The following is a 16,919-nucleotide window of genomic DNA, read 5'->3' on the forward strand; positions in this document are numbered from 1 at the left end:
TAAACAGGAGACATCGAGCATGGAAGGTCTGCAGGCCCTGCACGGGTTGCGCATCGTCGAGATGGGGCAACTGATCGCCGGCCCGTTCGCCGGCAAGACGCTCGGCGACTTCGGCGCCGACGTCGTGAAGATCGAGGCGCCCGGCAGCGGCGACCCGCTGCGCAACTGGCGCATGATCCAGGACGGCACCTCCGTGTGGTGGCAGGTCCAGTCCCGCAACAAGCGCTCGATCGCGCTCGACCTCCGTCAGAAGGACGGCCAGGACATCGCCCGGCAACTGATTGCCGAAGCCGACGTGCTGATCGAGAACTTCCGCCCCGGCACGCTCGAGGGCTGGGGCATGTCCTACGAGGAACTCGCGAAGACCAACCCCGGCCTGATCATGCTGCGCATCAGCGGCTACGGTCAGACGGGGCCGTATCGCGACCTGCCGGGCTTCGGCGTGATCGGCGAAGCGATGGGCGGCCTGCGCCACCTGACCGGCGAACCCGGCCGCGTGCCGGTGCGCTGCGGCATCTCCATCGGCGACACGCTCGCCGCGCTGCACGGCACGATCGGCGTGCTGACCGCGCTCTACCACCGCAAGGTCAACGGCGGACGCGGCCAGGTCATCGACGTCGCGCTCACAGAAGCCGTGCTCAACGTGATGGAGAGCCTGGTCCCCGAGTACAGCGCCTTCGGCGCCGTGCGCGGTCCCGCCGGCTCGGCGCTGCCCGGCATCGCGCCGTCGAACGCCTATCCCTGCGCGGACGGCGTGGTGCTGATCGCGGGGAACGGCGATTCGATCTTCAAGCGGCTGATGCAGGTGATCGGCCGCGAGGATCTCGCCAACGACGAGGCGCTGGCCAACAACGCCGGCCGCGTGGCCCGCGTCGAGGAGATCGACGCCGCCATCGGCGCGTGGGCCGCGACGCGCAGCGTCGACGACGTGCTGGCGCCGCTCGCCGAGGCCAGCGTGCCCGCCGGGCGCGTGTACACGGCCAAGGACATCGTCGAGGACCCGCACTTCCGCGCCCGCGACATGATCATCAAACAGCAGACGCGCGACGGCCATGAGCTCGACGTGCCGGGCATCGTGCCCAAGCTGATGGGCACGCCCGGCGCCGTGCGCCGCGCCGCGCCGCGCCTGGGCGGCGACACCGACGAGGTGCTGCGCGAGATCGGCCTCACCACCGAACAGATCGCCGCGCTCCGTGATCGCAAGATCGTTTCCTGAAGGTCACGCGATGACTGCTACCTCTTCCCCTTCCTCTGCTGCATTCTCCGCTGCCACCGGCGCGGCAGCCCGCGCGCCGTCCGATGTCTGGACCGGCGCCGGCCGCCGCATCTTCATGCAGGACGTCGGCACCCGCGACGGCCTGCAGGCGGAGACGACCTTCGTGCCGACGGCCGAGAAGATCGCGCTGGTCGATGCGCTGTCCGACGCCGGCCTGGCCAAGGTGGAGGTGACGGCCTTCGTCTCCCCGAAGGCGATCCCCGTGCTGGCCGACGCGTCCGAGGTGATGGCCGGCATCGTCCGCAAGCCGGGCGTGATCTACACGGTGCTGGTTCCCAACGTCCGCGGCGCCGAACGCGCGATCGAGGCCCGGGCCGACGAACTCAACCTGGTGATGTCCGCCAGCGAGAGCCACAACCTGTCCAACCTGCGGATGACGCGCGAGCAGTCCTTCGCCGGCCTGGCCGAGGTCGCCGCGATGGCGCACCAGGCCGGCATCGCGGTGAACGTGTCGCTGTCGTGCTCGTTCGGCTGCCCGATGGAAGGCGACGTGCCGGTCGACACCGTGCTCGGATGGTGCGGCCACTTCCTGGACGACCTCGGCGCGCGCGGCGTGACGCTGTGCGACACCACCGGCATGGCCTATCCGACGCAGGTCGTCGCGCTGGTGCGCGCCTTCCGCGAGCGCTGGCCCGAGGCCCAGCTCACGCTGCACTTCCACAACACGCGCGGCATGGGCCTGGCGAACGTGATCGCGGCGATCGACGCGGGCGCGGACCGCTTCGACGCGTCGCTCGGCGGCATCGGCGGCTGCCCGTATGCGCCCGGTGCGACCGGCAACGTCTGCACCGAGGAGATCGTCCATGCGCTGCACTGCATGGGCTGCGACACCGGCGTGGACCTCGAACGCCTGATCGCCGCGGCCAAGCGTCTGCCGCCACTGATCGGCCACGCGGTGCCGAGCCAGATCGTCAGCGCCGGCCGCCGGCTGGACCTGCATCCGCGGCCGCGCGACTTCGACGCGATCCGCGAGCGCGCGCTGGCCCGCGACGCCTGAATTTTTTCCGCTTCACCCCCAACGACAACGCCGCCACGAGCGGCTTCCCGGAGACAAGACCATGAACCGAATCCGCCGCCGCCTCGTCGTGGCCGCTCCCGCCTTCGCGCTGCTCGCGATCGCCGCTGCTGCGTTGGCACCGATGACCGCCGCGCACGCGCAGGCCTATCCGAACAAGCCGATCACCATGCTGGTCGGCGCCGCGCCCGGCGGCACCACGGACATCGCCGCGCGCATGCTGGCCGAGCCGCTGGGCAAGGCGCTGGGCCAGACCGTCGTGGTGGACAACCGCTCCGGCGCCAGCGGCGCGCTGGCCGCCGTCGCCACCAAGCGCGCGGAGCCGGACGGCTACACGATCCTGATGCAGTACTCCGGATATCACGTGATCACGCCGCACATCCAGAAGGGCGCGTGGGAGCTGAAAGACCTGCGCCCGGTGGCCAACGTGCTGACCGCGCCGCAGCTGATCGTGCTGCGCGAGGGCGTGCCCGCGAAGACGACGGCCGAGCTGATCGCCTATGCGAAGAAGAACCCCGGCAAGCTGTCGTTCGCGTCGTCCGGCAACGGCTCGCTGCAGCACGTCACCGGCGTGATGCTGGAGCAGCAGGCCGGCATCCAGATGATCCACGTCCCGTACAAGGGCACGGGGCCGGCGCTGCAGGATCTGCTGGGCGGCCAGGTCGACCTGACCTTCGGCACGCCGCCGCCGTTCATGCCCTTCATCGCGGCGGGCAAGCTGTGCGCGGTCGCGGTGACGGGCAAGGAGCGGCTGTCCTCGCTGCCGGATGTGCCGACCGCCGCGCAGGCGGGGCTGCCCAACCTGGATGCGGGATCGTGGTTCGCGGTGTTCGCGCCGGTCAAGACGCCGCAGGCGGTGGTGGACCGCTTGACCAGCGAGATCCAGAAGATCATGGCCACGCCCGAGTTCAAGAAGAAGGCCGCCGAGCTCGGCGCTACCGCGGATTACATGAACCCGCAGCAGCTGCAGGCGCATTCGGACGCGGAGTTCCTGCGCTGGGGCAAGGTGATCTCGTCCGCCAAGATCCAGGCGGACTGAGCCCACCCTGCCGCTGTCGCTGCTGCGGCTGCCGCTACCGCTACCGCTACCGCAGCCGCAGCCGCAGCCGCAGCCGCGCCTGTTCCGACGACCTCAGCCGTGCTGCGGCACGAGCAGCGCCGACGATGACATCCGAGGCGCTGGCGGGAGGGTCAGGTCTGAAGTCCCTGGACGTCCTTCCGCCGGCATGCCGGCGATGAAGGCGTTCAAGCGGAGCGCCTGCAACCGGAAGGTCGCCGCGGTCACGTGACCGGTCTTGTCCATCGTCAGCCGGGGCACCCTGGCGCGCGGGTCGTCGTCGGTGGCGATGGACCAGTCGATCGAGCGTCCGGTCGAGCGGCCGACGTGCTCCTGTGCTGCAACCATGTCCAGCAGGTTGTCGTTGACGAGCTCGCCGAACGACCACGATCCATCGTCCTGGCGGATCCGCGTCAACAGCGCGCGGTCCGTGCGGGACGCCTCGGCGCCACCGCCCGGCGCGTCGGGATCGAAGAACCACGGCAGACGTTGCTCGTCCCATCCGTCGCCCGATCGCGCGACGAGGTCACCGCCGTCCCGCACCAGCGACAGACGACGATCCCTGAGCGTCAGGATCGGGACGTCGAGACGCTCGGCGGGCAAGGCGAGTGCCGTGGAGATTGGGGGCGTCGTCGACATCGCGGCAACCCCCGTCCCCGTTGCCATCCCCATCCCCATCGGCGTCGCCGTTGCCGTTGCCGTTGCCGTCCCGGGAACGTGCCGGGAGATCGTCAACGCTGGATCGGGCATCAGCACGTGGCCGGAGGCGTGGTCCCCGACGAGCAGGGCGTCGCGGATGCGGATCAGGGGGAAGCTGGCCGGGCGGCATCGAACAGAAGCAGGTCCAGCCCGTTGTAGGCGGACCGGATGTCCGCGCCGGCCTCTTCGTCGAGGCGAAGGCGGCGAGGCGCTTCGTCGACCTCGGGCAGGACCACGGCTTCGTCGATGTCCCGCCTGCGCAGCGTCGACGAGAGGTCGATCTCGTGCCCGTCGCCCTGGATCAGCGTGCGGGAGAAGGGCTCGGGCGGTGTGGCGTCTCCGCGCCGGCGCGACTTCGGCGTCAGGTAGTCGTCGATCTCGATCAGCCGCCGCAGGTCCTCCGTGAACAGCGCCAGCGCGTCGGCGTTGGCGTCGTAGCGGTCCTGGACGCTGCCCCGGTCCACGCCTCTTGGGGAATCGCCGTTGTCGATCACGATCTCCACGCCGGCGCGGCGCAGGCGGAACACGAAGTCGCGCGACTGCGCCGGGGTGTCGCCGAGAGGCACCCACGGTCGACCACCGTCCATCGCCTGCGCGGTGAAGCGCTTCAGATCGGTGAGCAGCGTCCTGCGCTCGGCACGCTGCAAGGCGCCTCGATCCGGTGGAGGCTGGAATGGCGCGTCGCTGACGGGTGACACGCCTCGGTTGTCGCCCGCCGTCGTCGTCCTGTGCCAACGCGCGGTTCGGCCGAGGCCTGTGGCGGTGGGAGCAGCAGCGGGAGCGAACGAGGGCGCGGGGTCGTGGATCCAGAGCGTCTGATCGCCCTGCAGGACCGCATGACCGCTCTTGAGATCGACGTAGCCGCCGAGCGGCGCGCGGCGGCCCGCGCCCGCAAGTGCCAGGTCTTGCGGCAAACCCGGCGTGGAGCGCACGTCATCGCCGGGGATCGGCGCGTCAACCGCGTCGGTCTGAGCCGTCAGCAGCACCAGCCCCTCGTCCCGTCGTGGCAGGACTTGCGCCGTCAATCCACCCTCCAGGAGTGGATGGCCCAACGCGTCGAGGTGGGTTCGAACCTCCGCCGCCGGATCGATGTCGTAAGGCGCATAACCGAGATCGACCACCAGCGCGGCCCGCTTCCGACCCAGGTCCAGCCACACGCCCAGTTCGGGCTGCCGGGGGTCGACCACGGTCACGGGCGTGCGTGGCATCGACTCGAACCGGATCGTCTGTCCGTTGAGCCGGAAGCCGATGGCGGCACTCTCGCCCTCGCCCTCGCCCTCGCCCTCGCCCTTGCCTGCACGCTTGCCCGGGCCATGGCCGTCCAGGAACTCGAAGGCCTTGCCGCCGGCGCTCAACGCGCCGTCGAGCAGCACGGTCCACGATTCGCCGGGCCGCGCGGACGGGACGATCGTCACCGGGTTGCGGACCGTGCCGTCGGCGGGCAGCATCAGCACGACCTGACCCCCGCCGCCGATCAGCCGGCAGTCCACCAGCGACTGGTCCAGCGGGTGGATGCCGCGATCCGGTTCTCCGTCGTGGTTCCTGAAGGTGAAGCGCGCGTCGTCCAGGCCGGCGCGACCCGGCAGCGCGAGCAGTCGCGCCTGCTGGTCGAGTACGACCGTGAGCGCGCTCTTCCGGTACGCGTAGCGCCACACATCGGCGGACTTGGCCATGCTGCTGGAGGTGACGTAGTCGCCGACGAACTGCCCGCCGCTGCGACGCTCCATCCGGTCCAGCCGCGCATCGCCGAGGACGGAGAAGTCGCCGCCGGCCCGGCTGTTGGAATAGACCTCGAAGTCGATGTCCACCGCGGGGCTGGTCGCCAGCACCAGGATGCGGGACGGATCCCGTTGCTCCCCGGTGAGCGCGGCCATCGGACGGATCGCGCGTCCCGGCTTCCACAGCAGGGACCACAGATCCAAGTCCATCTCTTCGCGCGACTTGGCGAATTGGGCGTCGGACCCGTCGTTGATCTTCCAGTCATGCGCATGGCCGCCGGACGTGTAGAGACCGGAGAGATGGACCGAGGTCTCCCCGATGGTGGCGTCGTCGAAGCCGACCTCGCCCTTGACGAAGTCGATGCGGTTCACCGGCGCCCAGCCGGCGACGGCCAGGAACTGCCGGTCGCCGCCGCTGCCACCGCCGCTGTTGCTGTCGCTGCTGCTGCCGGCGGGCAGCGACCGGAGCGGCGTGTCGTACCCCTCGTCGATCCCGTGCAGGGGTTGCAGATTGAAGTTGAGCCGCTCCTCCTCTTCGGCGACGGCTCGCACCAGGCCGGTGACGCCGATCGCGATGCCCGCGAGCGGCACGGCCAGTTCCCTCAAGCCGGTGGACAGCAGGGTGAAGCCGGTCAGGGCCGCGATGGCGCTGGCGCCCAGGAGGCCCAGTCCGGCGATGTCGAAACCCAGCTGCGTGCCCGCGACGCCGATCGCGGACGCCCGTCCCGAGGCGATCGCGTCGACCAGGTTCTTGATGTCCAGGCCGACGACACCGGCCTGGAGCACCGAGCCCAGGCCGCGCAGGCCCTTGGTCAGCAGTGCCGTGGCCTGGGAGAGACCCGAGACGACGGCCGCGTCCGTGCTCTGCATCGTCGTGCGGATCATGTTCGCCAGCGTCGCGGCATCCGCCCCCAGGAAGGCGGCCCCCTGCGTCATCCCGAGGTAGGTGACGGCCGCCTGGTAGGGGGATCCCGCCGGTGAGGTCCGCGAGAGCTGGCTCAGCGCCAGCGCGAGCAGTCCCACATTGAGGCCGTCGGGCGCCTGGGCGCCGACGGGTTCCGTGGACATCGCGCGGGCCGTCTCGGCCGGCATCTCGTCGAGCAGCATGGACAGCTGCCGCAGGTAGGCGTCCACGAGCCGCGCCTCGGCCGCATCGTCGACCGGTATCGCCGCGGTCGCGCCGGTCGACTCGTCGAAGAAGCTCAGCGTCGAAGCGGCGGTGTCGGGCGTCGCGGGCAGCAGGTGATGGCGCGCGGTGGGACGCAGGCGCTCGATGACGCGTCCGGCCGCGCCGAGGATGGTGCAGCGCTCGAGGCTGATCGCCGACGCTTCCCGATAGACCGTGTCCGCCGGTCGCTGACCGGGGGCGGCCGGGTACTTGTCGTGGCGCGCGATCCGACCGGTCGTCGGATTGCGCGTGTAGATCCAGGTCTTGCCAGGCGCATGGCGTTCCTCGGCGGCGCCGAGGAAGCGCATCGTGACCCGGGGCACGTCCGGACGCAACAGCGGCGCCATCCACCAGTCCCATCGGTTCAGGACGAACCCCAGTAGCTCCGAGTAGGCGGTCACCTGTGCGTCGCCGGTCAGCAGGCCTTGCTCGACGCCGGCCTCCAGGAAACGCTCGGCGAACGATCCAGGGGCGGCCCGGCTCACGAGCGCGCAGGACCGCAAGGTCACCTGGCTCGCGGTCCGGCTGATCCCCAGCTCGCGCAACGCCGTCTTCACCCGGTCGATGAGCGCCGCGGGGGCGTAGTGTTCGAACTCGAGCGCCCCCGTGTCGCTCAGGCTGTCGTGGCCTTCGATCTCGAGCTTCACCCGCGTGTCCGGGGTGAGGCGCGACAGCAGGGCCTCGCCGCCGACGATGCGCTGATGGCCGTGGCGATCGATCTGGATCCAGACGGCCTCGTCCGGGTAGCGGTATCGCTCGAGCGCCAGGTTCGAGCTGTCCGCGCTCATCTGGAGGAACAGGCGCAGCTGCCGCACCTCCGTCGCACGGATGCGCGGCTCGAAGAACCGGTACGCGCTGCCGTCCCACCATTGGTCGATCGTCGAGTGCGTGGACGGCCGCTCGATGACCGTCGTCACGCTCCGGGCCTCCTTGATGGCGTCGAGGTCCGGGATCCATGCGCCGCGGCGGGATCGGGTGGCGACGGGCAGTTCGCCGACGAGGATGTCATCGCCCTTGAGCGTGACGTCGAGCCGATTCGTGACCCCCTCCTGGAACAGGCGGACCAGCACGAAATCGCGGAGCAGCCGGAACTGCCGGTCCTGGTTGGCGAGGTCTTCGGTGGAAGCGGTCGCCGGCAGCGGATCGACGTGGAGGGTCGCCCGGGATCCATGGCGGTCGGGCTGGAACACCCAGGACCCGCGCTCGCGGTCGGACGGCGTGGGTCCGGGTTCAGGCACGCTCTGTGCGCTCCACGGGGCCGGGGTGTCCTGGGCGACCTGCCCGGCGGGGCGGTCCGTCCCTGCGGCATGAAGGGCCCTGATGAGCGCGCGATCTTCCGGCGTCCGAGGCGAGGCGGGTGTCGGGCCGGGGGAGACGAACCGGGTCGCGGGCACCAGTCCGCGGCGCACCAGGCGCTCCTGCGCCGAGACGACGTCGCGGATCGCCACGAACGCCGGCGATTGCCGCGACGCCTCCGTCCGCCACAGGGTGCGCGCGTGGCTCATGTCGACCTTGAGCGGCTGCTCGCAGAGCAGCGCCTTCAGCGCCTGCGATCGCGCGCGCACACCGATCGTGGACCCGGCGGGGCTGGCGGACCGCGCCGAGGCCACGGCCACGTCGAACAGCTTCAGCAGCAGGCCTTCCGAGAGCGGCAGCACGACCTCGGTCGCCTTGGCCGGGGCGGGCGAGAGGCCGTTGTCGGAGGTGAAGCGGCACAGGCGTGGCGGCTCGCCGGGATCCTGGCCCAGCTGGAGCATGCTGCCCAGCCCCTGCGCGGCGTCGGCGATGCCCGAGAAATCGGCGGTGCGAACCGCCGTCAGGATCGACTCGACCATGCCCGACAGCATCGACGTCCACATGCCTTGCAGCTGGGCGAGCGAGAGACCCTTGCGGGGCAGGGCGTCCACGACGACGTCCACCGCCCACGCCGTGAGGGCGTCCTTCGTGCCGGTGGCGAACTGGATGTCGCCGGACGGTGATCCGCCCGCGCGGGGCGGAAGCTCGCGCACGAACAGTGTCAGCAAGCCGTGATGCGGATCCAGCGCGTCATCGACCCGGGATCGGTCGACGGGTTGCAGGCGAGGCAGGGTGTTGAAGAGGGCGGGGTCGAAGAGGGGCATGGCGGGAGGCTCGGCGGTGGAACCTCCCTAGTGGCGTGGCGCGTGCCAGGTCTTGCCCTGGACGCTCGAAACTCTTCTCGAAAATTTCTGCCCCTGCCGTGGATCCCGCAGGCCTCAGATCGCCACCAAGCCTCGGATCTCCGGCGTCTGCATGTCCGCGTTGTCCCCGCGTGCGATGACGCTGCCGCGTTCGAGCACCAGGAATTCGTCGGCCAGTTCCGCTGCGAAGTCGTAGTACTGCTCGCACAGCAGGATCGCGACGGGGTGGCCGTCGAGTCCCTCGTCGGCCAGGCGCCGGATGACGCGGCCGATGTCCTTGATGATGCTCGGCTGGATGCCCTCGGTCGGTTCGTCCAGGATCAGCAGCCGCGGCGACGCCGCCAGCGCCCGCGCGATCGCGAGCTGCTGTTGCTGGCCGCCGGACAGGTCGCCCCCGCGCCGCTTGAGCATCTGCTTCAACACGGGAAACAGCGCGTACAAGTGCTCCGGGATTGGCGTGCCGCCCGGCTTGCTCGCCAGACCCATGCGCAGGTTCTCCTCGACCGTCAGCCGCGCAAAGATCTCGCGCCCCTGCGGCACGTACCCGATGCCCGAGCGCGCGCGCTGGTAGGGCGTCGCGCGCGTGATGTCCGTGCCGGCCAGCGTGACGCTGCCCGCGCGGATCGGGATCAAGCCCATCAGGCTCTTCAGCAGGCTGGTCTTGCCCACGCCGTTGCGCCCGAGCAGCACGGTGATCCGACCCGGCGAGGCGCTGACCGACACGTTGCGCAGGATGTGCGAACCGCCGTAGTACTGATGGATGCCAGTCGCCTCGAGCATCGTCGCGGCGGCGGGGACCGTCGAGGTCCGGTCCTGAAGTTCAACGTCCAAGATACACCTCGATCACGCGTTCGTCGGCTTGCACTTGAGCGAGCGTGCCCTCGGCCAGTACCGAGCCTTCGGCCAGCACCGTCACCTTCTCCGCGATGCGGTCGACGAACCCCATGTCGTGCTCGACGACGATGATGCTGTGCTTGCCCTTCAGCGTCAGGATCAGCTCCGCCGTGCGTTCGGTCTCCTGGTCGGTCATGCCGGCCACGGGCTCGTCGAGCAGCAGCAGCTTCGGGTCCTGCACCAGCAGCATGCCGATCTCCAGCCACTGCTTCTGCCCGTGGCTCAGCAGCCCCGCAGGGCGCGTCATCTGATCCTGCAGGCGGATCAGCGTCAGCACCTCCGCCAGCCGGTCCTTCTGCGCGCCGCTCAACACGCCCCACAAGGACGTCCGCAGCGCGCGCGAGCCCTGCAGCGCGAGCTCGAGGTTCTCGTAGACGCTGAGCGCCTCGAACACCGTCGGGCGCTGGAATTTGCGGCCGATGCCGAGCTGCGCGATCTCGGCCTCGCTGTGGCGCAGCAGGTTGATCGTGCCGCCGAAGAACACGGTGCCGGTGTCGGGCCGGGTCTTGCCGGTGATGATGTCCATCATCGTCGTCTTGCCCGCGCCGTTCGGGCCGATGATGCAACGCAGCTCGCCGGGCGCGATGTCGATGGACAGGCCGTTGATGGCGCGGAAGCCGTCGAAGCTGACGAACACGTCCTCCAGGTACAGGATGCGGCCGTGCGCCAGGTCCAGCTGGCCCGGCAGCACGACGCGACCGTAGCCGGGGCCGCTCGCGGCGCGCAGGCGCTCGGCGCCCTGTTCGAGCAGGTCGGGGTTCATGGCGTCGTCTCCTCGGCACCGTCGACGGGCCGGCCGTCGGTCTTCTTCCCGAACTTGCGCTTGACCAGCCCCGCGATGCCGTCCGGCATGAACAGCGTGACCGCGACGAACAGCGCGCCCAGCAGGTACAGCCAGTACTCCGGTGCGAACTGCGTCAGCCAGCTCTTGGCGCCGTTCACCGCGAAGGCGCCGACGATCGGCCCCACGAGCGTGCCGCGTCCGCCGACCGCCGCCCAGATGGCGATCTCGATGGAGTTGGCGACGCTCATCTCGCCGGGGTTGATGATGCCGACCTGCGGCACGTACAACGCGCCGGCCAGGCCGCAGATCAGCGCCGACAGCACCCACGCGGCCAGCTTGTAGGGCAGCGGCGAATAGCCGCAGAACATCAGCCGCGACTCCGCGTCGCGCACCGCGCTGAGCACGCGGCCGAACTTCGCCCGCGTCAGCCAGCGCAGGCCGAGGTAGCAGCCGACCAGCGCCACGGCGCTCAGCACGAACAGCGTCATCCGCATGCCCGGCGTCGTGATCGACAGGTCCAGCAGCCGCTTGAAGTCGGTGAAGCCGTTGTTGCCGCCGAAGCCGCTCTCGTTGCGGAAGAAGAACAGCATCGCGGCGTAGGTCATCGCCTGCGTGATGATCGAGAAGTACACGCCCTTGATGCGCGAGCGGAACGCGAAGAAGCCGAAGACGAAGGCGATGCCGCCCGGCACCAGCAGCACCAGCAGCATCGTGGCCAGGAAGCTGTCGCTGAAGGCCCAGTGCCAGGGCAGCTCCTTCCAGTCGAGGAAGACCATGAAGTCCGGCAGCGTGCTGCGGTACTGGCCGTCGGTGCCGATCTGGCGCATCAGGTACATGCCCATCGCGTAGCCGCCGAGCGCGAAGTACAGCCCGTGCCCCAGCGAGAGGATGCCGGCGAAGCCCCAGATCAGGTCCATCGCCAGCGCGCACATCGCGTAGCAGCAGAACTTGCCGAGCAGGCTGATCCAGTAGCCGTCCACATGCAGCGGATGGCCGGCCGGCACCAGCAGGTTCAGCGACGGCAGCAGCACGCAGGCGACGGTCAGAGCGGCCAGCACGGCGACCCAGCCGGCGCCGCTCAGCAGGGCGGGGCGCTGGGGCAGCAGCAGGGCGGCGTGGGGTGCCGCCTGCGGCGCGGCCGGCGCGGTTGGCGATATGGCGGACGCCGCGGTGTCGGAGACCGCGGGCGGTGGGGGGAAGCGGGAGAGGTCGCGGTCATGAGGGGATCCCTGCGCATTCAGGACTCCTGCGCGCGGCCCTTGACCGCGAACAGGCCCTGCGGCCGCTTCTGGATGAAGACGATGATGAAGAGCAGCACGGCGATCTTGGCCAGCACCGCGCCGACGACGCCTTCGAGCGCCTTGTTGGCCAGGCCCAGGCCGAGCGCCGCCAGCACCGTGCCGGCGAGCTGGCCGACGCCGCCCAGCACCACCACCATGAAGGCGTCGACGATGTAGCTCTGGCCCAGGTCCGGGCCGACGTTGCCGACCTGGCTCAGCGCGCAGCCGGCCAGGCCCGCGAGGCCCGAGCCGAGCGCGAAGGCGTAGGTGTCCACGCGCGCGGTGGGCACGCCCATGCAGGAGGCGATGGGGCGGTTCTGCGTGACGGCGCGGACGAACAGGCCGAGCCGCGTGCGCGCGATCAGCAGCGACATGCCGCCGAGCACCACGAGCGCGAAGACGATGATGACGAGCCGGTTCGCCGGCAGTGCGAGTCCTGGCAGGAGCGCGAGCGAGCCGCCCATCCACGACGGGCTTTCCACCGCGACGTTCTGCGCACCGAAGAGCGAGCGCACCGCCTGCATCAGCACCAGGCTCAGGCCCCAGGTGGCGAGCAGCGTTTCCAGCGGCCGGCCGTAGAGCCAGCGGATCACGGTGCGTTCCAGCGCTGCGCCGACCAGCGCCGACGCGAGGAAGGCGGCGGGCATCGCGACGATGAGGTAGGCGTCGAACCAGCCCGGCAGCCATTGGCGGAAGGCGACCTGCACCAGGTAGGTCGCGTAGGCGCCGATCATCATCAGCTCGCCGTGCGCCATGTTGATGACGCCCATCAGGCCGTAGGTGATGGCCAGGCCCAGCGCGACCAGCAGCAGGATGCTGGCCAGGCTGATGCCGGTGAACAGCGCGCCCAGGCGTTCGCCCCAGGCGAGGGTGTCCTCGACGGCGCGCAGCGAGCGCTGCAAGGCGCGCTTGACCTCGGGGTCCTGTTCGTCGGACAGGCGTTGGTTGAGCAGCAGCCGCGTCTCGGGGCTGTGCGATTCGCCGAGCAACTTCGCGGCGGCGAGGCGCTTGGCGGCGTCGGGGCTCGCGGCCAGCGCTGCCGCGCGGGCGAGCTTCAAGGCGTCGAGGACGGTGGCGTCCTGCTCCTTCGTGATGGCGGTCTCCAGCAGCGCGACGCGCGCGTCGTCGCCGCCGGCTTCCATCAGCGCCTTCGCGGCGGCGAGGCGTTCGGCCTTGTCTGCGCTCGACAGGCGCAGGCCGGCGAGCGCGCCATCGAGCTCGCCGCGCAGCCGGTTGTTGAGCATCACATCCTCGAGCGCGGCTTGCGCGTCCGGTGTCAGCGTCACCGATGCGCCGGTCGCGGCGTCGACGACGCCGGCGTCGGTCGTGATCAGCACGCGCTGATCAGGACCGAGCTTCACGCGCTCGTCGGACAGCGCCTGCAGCAGCACCGCAGTGCGTGCGTCGGGCGCCGCGACGAGCTTGCCGAGCGCGGCGATGCGGTCATCGGTCTCGCCCTGCGCGACGGACAGCGCCTGCGGCTGCGTCAGCGCCTGCGCCAGGGGCGCGAGGCCGCACAACGCCAGGATCCATCCGAGGAGCAGGGCGCGCCGCATCACTTCTTCGCCGGCTCGTCGGGCTTGCCTTCATTGCCAGCGATATACGGGCTCCACGGCTTGGCCTTGACCGGGGCAGGCGTCTTCCACACCACGTTGAACTGCCCGTCCGCGCGGATCTCGCCGATGAACACCGACTTGTGCAGGTGGTGGTTCTTCTCGTCCATCTTGGACGTGATGCCCGATGGCGCGCTGAAGGTCTGGCCGGCCATCGCGGCGATCACCTTGTCGGTGTCCGTCGACTTGGCCTTCTCCACCGCCTGTTTCCACATGTTGATGCCGATGTAGGTGGCCTCCATCGGGTCGTTGGTCAGCGGCTTGTCCTTGTGGCCCGGCAGGTTCTTCGCCTTCGCATAGGTCGACCACTTCTTGATGAACGCGTCGTTGGTCGGGTTCTTGATCGACATGAAGTAGTTCCACGCCGCCAGGTGGCCGACCAGCGGCTTGGTGTCCACGCCGCGCAGCTCTTCCTCGCCGACGGAGAAGGCCACCACCGGCACGTCCTTGGCCTTCAGGCCGGCGTTGCCGAGTTCCTTGTAGAACGGCACGTTGGAATCGCCGTTGATCGTCGAGACCACCGCCGTCTTGCCGCCGGCCGAGAACTTCTTGATGTCGGCGACGATGGTCTGGTAGTCGCTGTGGCCGAAGGGGGTGTACTTCTCGTCGATGTCGCTGTCCTTCACGCCCTTGCTCTTCAGGTAGGCGCGCAGGATCTTGTTGGTGGTGCGGGGGTAGACGTAGTCGGTGCCCAGCAGCACCCAGCGCTTGGCGCCGCCGCCGTCCTTGCTCATCAGGTAGTCGACGGCGGGGATGGCCTGCTGGTTCGGCGCGGCGCCGGTGTAGAACACGTTCTTGCTCAGTTCCTCGCCCTCGTACTGCACGGGGTAGAAGAGCAGGCCGTTGAGCTCCTCGACCACCGGCAGCACCGACTTGCGCGACACCGAGGTCCAGCAGCCGAAGATCACCGCGACCTTGTCCTGGGTCAGCAGCTGGCGGGTCTTCTCGGCGAACAGCGGCCAGTTGGAGGCCGGGTCGACGATCACCGGCTCCAGCTTCTTGCCCAGCACGCCGCCCTTGGCGTTGATCTCGTCGATGGCCATCAGGACGGTGTCCTTGAGCACGGTCTCCGAGATCGCCATCGTGCCCGACAGGCTGTGCAGCACGCCGACCTTGATGGTGTCGGCGGCGAAGGCGGGCAGGGCGGCCAGGTTCAGGCCGGTCAGCGCGCCGGCGACGGCCAGGGTCTTGAGCGCGTGGCGGCGCTGGGGACGGGAGGATTTCGGATGCGAGGACATGGGGAGCTCCGGTGGAGGAAGGAAGACTTAGTACGGACTACGCAGGACTTCGGGAAGTGATCGGATGCTAGGAAGGAGGGGACGCGGGGCATATACGGCACATGGCGTACATGCGGTGAGAATGGGTCATGCACATCCAGACCCACAACGACCGCGTCTTCACCGTGCCGGGTTTCCTCTCCCCCGAGGAATGCACCGAGGTGATCGCGCTGGCGGAGCAGAGCGGCTTCGACGCCGCGACGGTCCGCCTGGAGGCGGGACAGCAGCTGCTGGCCCACATCCGCAACAACGAGCGGACGATGGTGGCGAGCGCCGCCTGGGTCGAACGCCTGTGGGGACGATTGCGACAGTTGCCGTTGCCGGAGCTCGACGGCACGCGCGCGGTGGGCCTGCCCCGGGAACTGCGCTTCTACAAGTACACGGCGGGCCAGCGCTTCCGGATGCACAAGGACGGTCCGTGGCGCGAGGACGGGCTCGTCAGCCGCCTGAGCTTCCTGGTCTATCTGAACGAGGGCTTCGAGGGCGGCGAGACGGGTTTCCGCGACTTCGCCGTGCGGCCCAGGACCGGCGGTGCGCTGGTCTTCGTCCATGACACCTGGCATGAGGGCGCGCCCGTGACCTCGGGCACCAAGTACGTGCTGCGCTCGGACGTGATGTACGCCCCGGTGGTCGACGCGCCGGAGTCGAGGTTCGATTCGAAGTTCGACTCCGGGTTCGACTCGCGCTTTGACTCACGGTTCGACTCGACGTTCGGTGGTGGTGACCGCTCGTAACACCTCGAAGAAGTGTGCGTGCACCGGCGATCGTGTCACGCCGTTGATGCAACATGCTGCCCCTTCCCCGGGCGAGGCACTTGCCTCCCCGGGGACGAGGACTCAAGAAGAACTCCGAACAACAGGAAAGAACCAGGAGGTACCGCGATGACGATGACTGCAATGACGATGACGGCCCCGCGGCCGGACCGCGCGATGGGCCGGATGGCCAAGGCGCTGCTGGCGGCGCTGATGCTGCTGGTGGCGATGCTGACGGGCACGTCGGCCTGGGCGGCGCGCGACGACGGCCAGTGGCAGATCCTGAACGCGCGCTATGGCACGGCGCAGCGCAACATGGACGTGACCGACCGGCTGCGCGACCTGGCGCGACGCGATGACCGCGTGCGCGTGACCAACGAGCTGTTCGGCAACGATCCGGCCTACGGCCAGACGAAGACGCTGCGCATCTACGCGCGCAACCGCAACGGCGACAACCGCACCTTCGAGTTCCGCGAGGGCAGCGTCATCGACGGCAACGACTTCACCGGCTGGCGCGGCGGCGAGTGGGGCCAGGGCGGCGGCAACGGCAACTGGGAAGGCGGCGGCCACGACGACGGCGCCTACGCGATCCTGGGCGCGCGTTACGGCGTGCCTGAAGCGAGCATCGACGTGACGCCCCGCCTGCGCGAGCTGGCGCGTCGCGACGCGAAGGTGCGCGTGACCAACGACCTGTTCCGTGACGATCCGGCGGTGGGCCGCACGAAGATGCTGCGCATCTATGCCCGCGACCGCAGCGGCCAGGTGAGGACCTTCGACTACCGCGAAGGCGCGTGGATCGACGGCGGCCAGTTCACGGGCTGGGGCCGCGGCGACTGGGGCCAGGGCGGCTGGAACGGCGGCTGGGACGGCCGTCCGGGCAGCGCCACCAACCCCGGCGGCTACAACCCCGGCGGACAGGGTCCGTCCCAGGACCAGCGCCTGAACATCGTGCGCGCCACCTACGGCAGCGGCGGACGCACGGTCGACGTGACGGACCGGGTCCGCAACGCCAGCCGCGGCGGCGTGCTCGACCTCCGTGTCGACAACGACCTGGCCGGTCGCGATCCGGCCTACGGCGAGCAGAAGACGCTGCGCGTGACCTTCACGGTCGGCCGCGGCCGGGAGCAGACGCGGGAAGCGCGCGAGGGCGAGCGGATCCGGCTGCCTTGAGGGCGAGGCGACCCGCCGCCTTGACGGCGAGCGCCACCGATGTCGGACTGAGGAGGG

General features: G+C 69.9%; 12 protein-coding genes. 5 read left to right on the forward strand and 7 right to left on the reverse strand.

The genetic code is table 11. From position 1 onward, the window contains the following. Window positions 1-19 precede the first annotated feature (19 nt). The 3 genes from AC1VNM_RS28480 (at window position 20) to AC1VNM_RS28490 (ending at window position 3,330) form a co-directional block, all read left to right on the forward strand. Window positions 20-1,216 carry a CaiB/BaiF CoA transferase family protein gene (locus AC1VNM_RS28480; RefSeq protein WP_483109140.1) on the forward strand — a complete coding sequence of 399 codons (1,197 nt, stop codon included), beginning with the start codon at window positions 20-22 and terminating at the stop codon, window positions 1,214-1,216. A 115-nt stretch (window positions 1,217-1,331) separates the two neighbouring features. Further along, on the forward strand, window positions 1,332-2,273 hold the full coding sequence (locus tag AC1VNM_RS28485) for a hydroxymethylglutaryl-CoA lyase (RefSeq protein ID WP_483109349.1): 942 nt from the start codon (window positions 1,332-1,334) through the stop codon (window positions 2,271-2,273). A 61-nt stretch (window positions 2,274-2,334) separates the two neighbouring features. Then, window positions 2,335-3,330, forward strand: a complete 996-nt coding sequence (locus tag AC1VNM_RS28490) for a Bug family tripartite tricarboxylate transporter substrate binding protein (RefSeq protein WP_483109141.1) — start codon at window positions 2,335-2,337, stop codon at window positions 3,328-3,330. A gap of 93 nt (window positions 3,331-3,423) precedes the next feature. Here the strand turns inward: AC1VNM_RS28490 and AC1VNM_RS28495 are convergent, their stop codons facing one another. The 7 genes from AC1VNM_RS28495 to urtA all read right to left on the reverse strand — a co-directional run bounded on the left by AC1VNM_RS28495 (window position 3,424) and on the right by urtA (window position 14,901). Continuing rightward, entirely contained in the window at window positions 3,424-3,987 is a 564-nt protein-coding gene (locus AC1VNM_RS28495; protein WP_483109142.1) for a hypothetical protein, read from the reverse strand. Window positions 3,988-4,151: 164 nt separating this feature from the next. After that, window positions 4,152-9,053, reverse strand: coding sequence for a C80 family cysteine peptidase (locus AC1VNM_RS28500; protein ID WP_483109143.1), 4,902 nt, complete (start codon window positions 9,051-9,053; stop codon window positions 4,152-4,154). A 114-nt stretch (window positions 9,054-9,167) separates the two neighbouring features. Further along, window positions 9,168-9,872, reverse strand: coding sequence for an urea ABC transporter ATP-binding subunit UrtE (gene urtE, locus AC1VNM_RS28505; RefSeq protein ID WP_483109350.1), 705 nt, complete (start codon window positions 9,870-9,872; stop codon window positions 9,168-9,170). A 40-nt stretch (window positions 9,873-9,912) separates the two neighbouring features. Next, window positions 9,913-10,749, reverse strand: coding sequence for an urea ABC transporter ATP-binding protein UrtD (gene urtD / locus AC1VNM_RS28510; protein WP_483109144.1), 837 nt, complete (start codon window positions 10,747-10,749; stop codon window positions 9,913-9,915). Continuing rightward, entirely contained in the window at window positions 10,746-11,927 is a 1,182-nt protein-coding gene (gene urtC, locus AC1VNM_RS28515) for an urea ABC transporter permease subunit UrtC (protein ID WP_483109351.1), read from the reverse strand. The genes urtD and urtC overlap by 4 nt, the downstream gene beginning before the upstream one ends. A gap of 80 nt (window positions 11,928-12,007) precedes the next feature. Further along, a complete protein-coding gene (urtB, locus tag AC1VNM_RS28520; RefSeq protein WP_483109145.1) occupies window positions 12,008-13,606 on the reverse strand; it encodes an urea ABC transporter permease subunit UrtB in 1,599 nt (532 codons plus the stop codon). Beyond that, window positions 13,606-14,901: an urea ABC transporter substrate-binding protein gene (gene urtA / locus AC1VNM_RS28525; protein ID WP_377156961.1), complete on the reverse strand. Its 1,296-nt coding sequence runs from the start codon at window positions 14,899-14,901 to the stop codon at window positions 13,606-13,608. Before urtA ends, urtB begins: the two co-directional genes overlap by 1 nt. Before the next feature lie 128 nt (window positions 14,902-15,029). Here urtA and AC1VNM_RS28530 point away from each other — a divergent pair, with 128 nt between their 5' ends. Both AC1VNM_RS28530 and AC1VNM_RS28535 read left to right on the forward strand, forming a co-directional pair. Continuing rightward, window positions 15,030-15,674, forward strand: a complete 645-nt coding sequence (locus AC1VNM_RS28530) for a prolyl hydroxylase family protein (RefSeq protein WP_377156959.1) — start codon at window positions 15,030-15,032, stop codon at window positions 15,672-15,674. A gap of 147 nt (window positions 15,675-15,821) precedes the next feature. After that, entirely contained in the window at window positions 15,822-16,862 is a 1,041-nt protein-coding gene (locus tag AC1VNM_RS28535; protein WP_377156957.1) for a hypothetical protein, read from the forward strand. Window positions 16,863-16,919 lie beyond the last annotated feature (57 nt).

This window comes from Mitsuaria sp. MSU3D, assembly GCF_056867975.1.

Excerpts from the sequence above, each read along its gene's own strand:
- AC1VNM_RS28480 (WP_483109140.1), top strand. The coding sequence starts at position 20 with ATGGAAGGTCTGCAGGCCCTGCACGGGTTGCGCATCGTCGAGATGGGG.
- urtA (WP_377156961.1), bottom strand. The coding sequence starts at position 14,901 with ATGTCCTCGCATCCGAAATCCTCCCGTCCCCAGCGCCGCCACGCGCTC.
- urtE (WP_483109350.1), bottom strand. The coding sequence starts at position 9,872 with ATGCTCGAGGCGACTGGCATCCATCAGTACTACGGCGGTTCGCACATC.
- AC1VNM_RS28500 (WP_483109143.1), bottom strand. The coding sequence starts at position 9,053 with ATGCCCCTCTTCGACCCCGCCCTCTTCAACACCCTGCCTCGCCTGCAA.
- AC1VNM_RS28495 (WP_483109142.1), bottom strand. The coding sequence starts at position 3,987 with ATGTCGACGACGCCCCCAATCTCCACGGCACTCGCCTTGCCCGCCGAG.
- urtD (WP_483109144.1), bottom strand. The coding sequence starts at position 10,749 with ATGAACCCCGACCTGCTCGAACAGGGCGCCGAGCGCCTGCGCGCCGCG.
- AC1VNM_RS28490 (WP_483109141.1), top strand. The coding sequence starts at position 2,335 with ATGAACCGAATCCGCCGCCGCCTCGTCGTGGCCGCTCCCGCCTTCGCG.
- urtB (WP_483109145.1), bottom strand. The coding sequence starts at position 13,606 with ATGCGGCGCGCCCTGCTCCTCGGATGGATCCTGGCGTTGTGCGGCCTC.
- AC1VNM_RS28535 (WP_377156957.1), top strand. The coding sequence starts at position 15,822 with ATGACGATGACTGCAATGACGATGACGGCCCCGCGGCCGGACCGCGCG.
- AC1VNM_RS28530 (WP_377156959.1), top strand. The coding sequence starts at position 15,030 with ATGCACATCCAGACCCACAACGACCGCGTCTTCACCGTGCCGGGTTTC.
- AC1VNM_RS28485 (WP_483109349.1), top strand. The coding sequence starts at position 1,332 with ATGCAGGACGTCGGCACCCGCGACGGCCTGCAGGCGGAGACGACCTTC.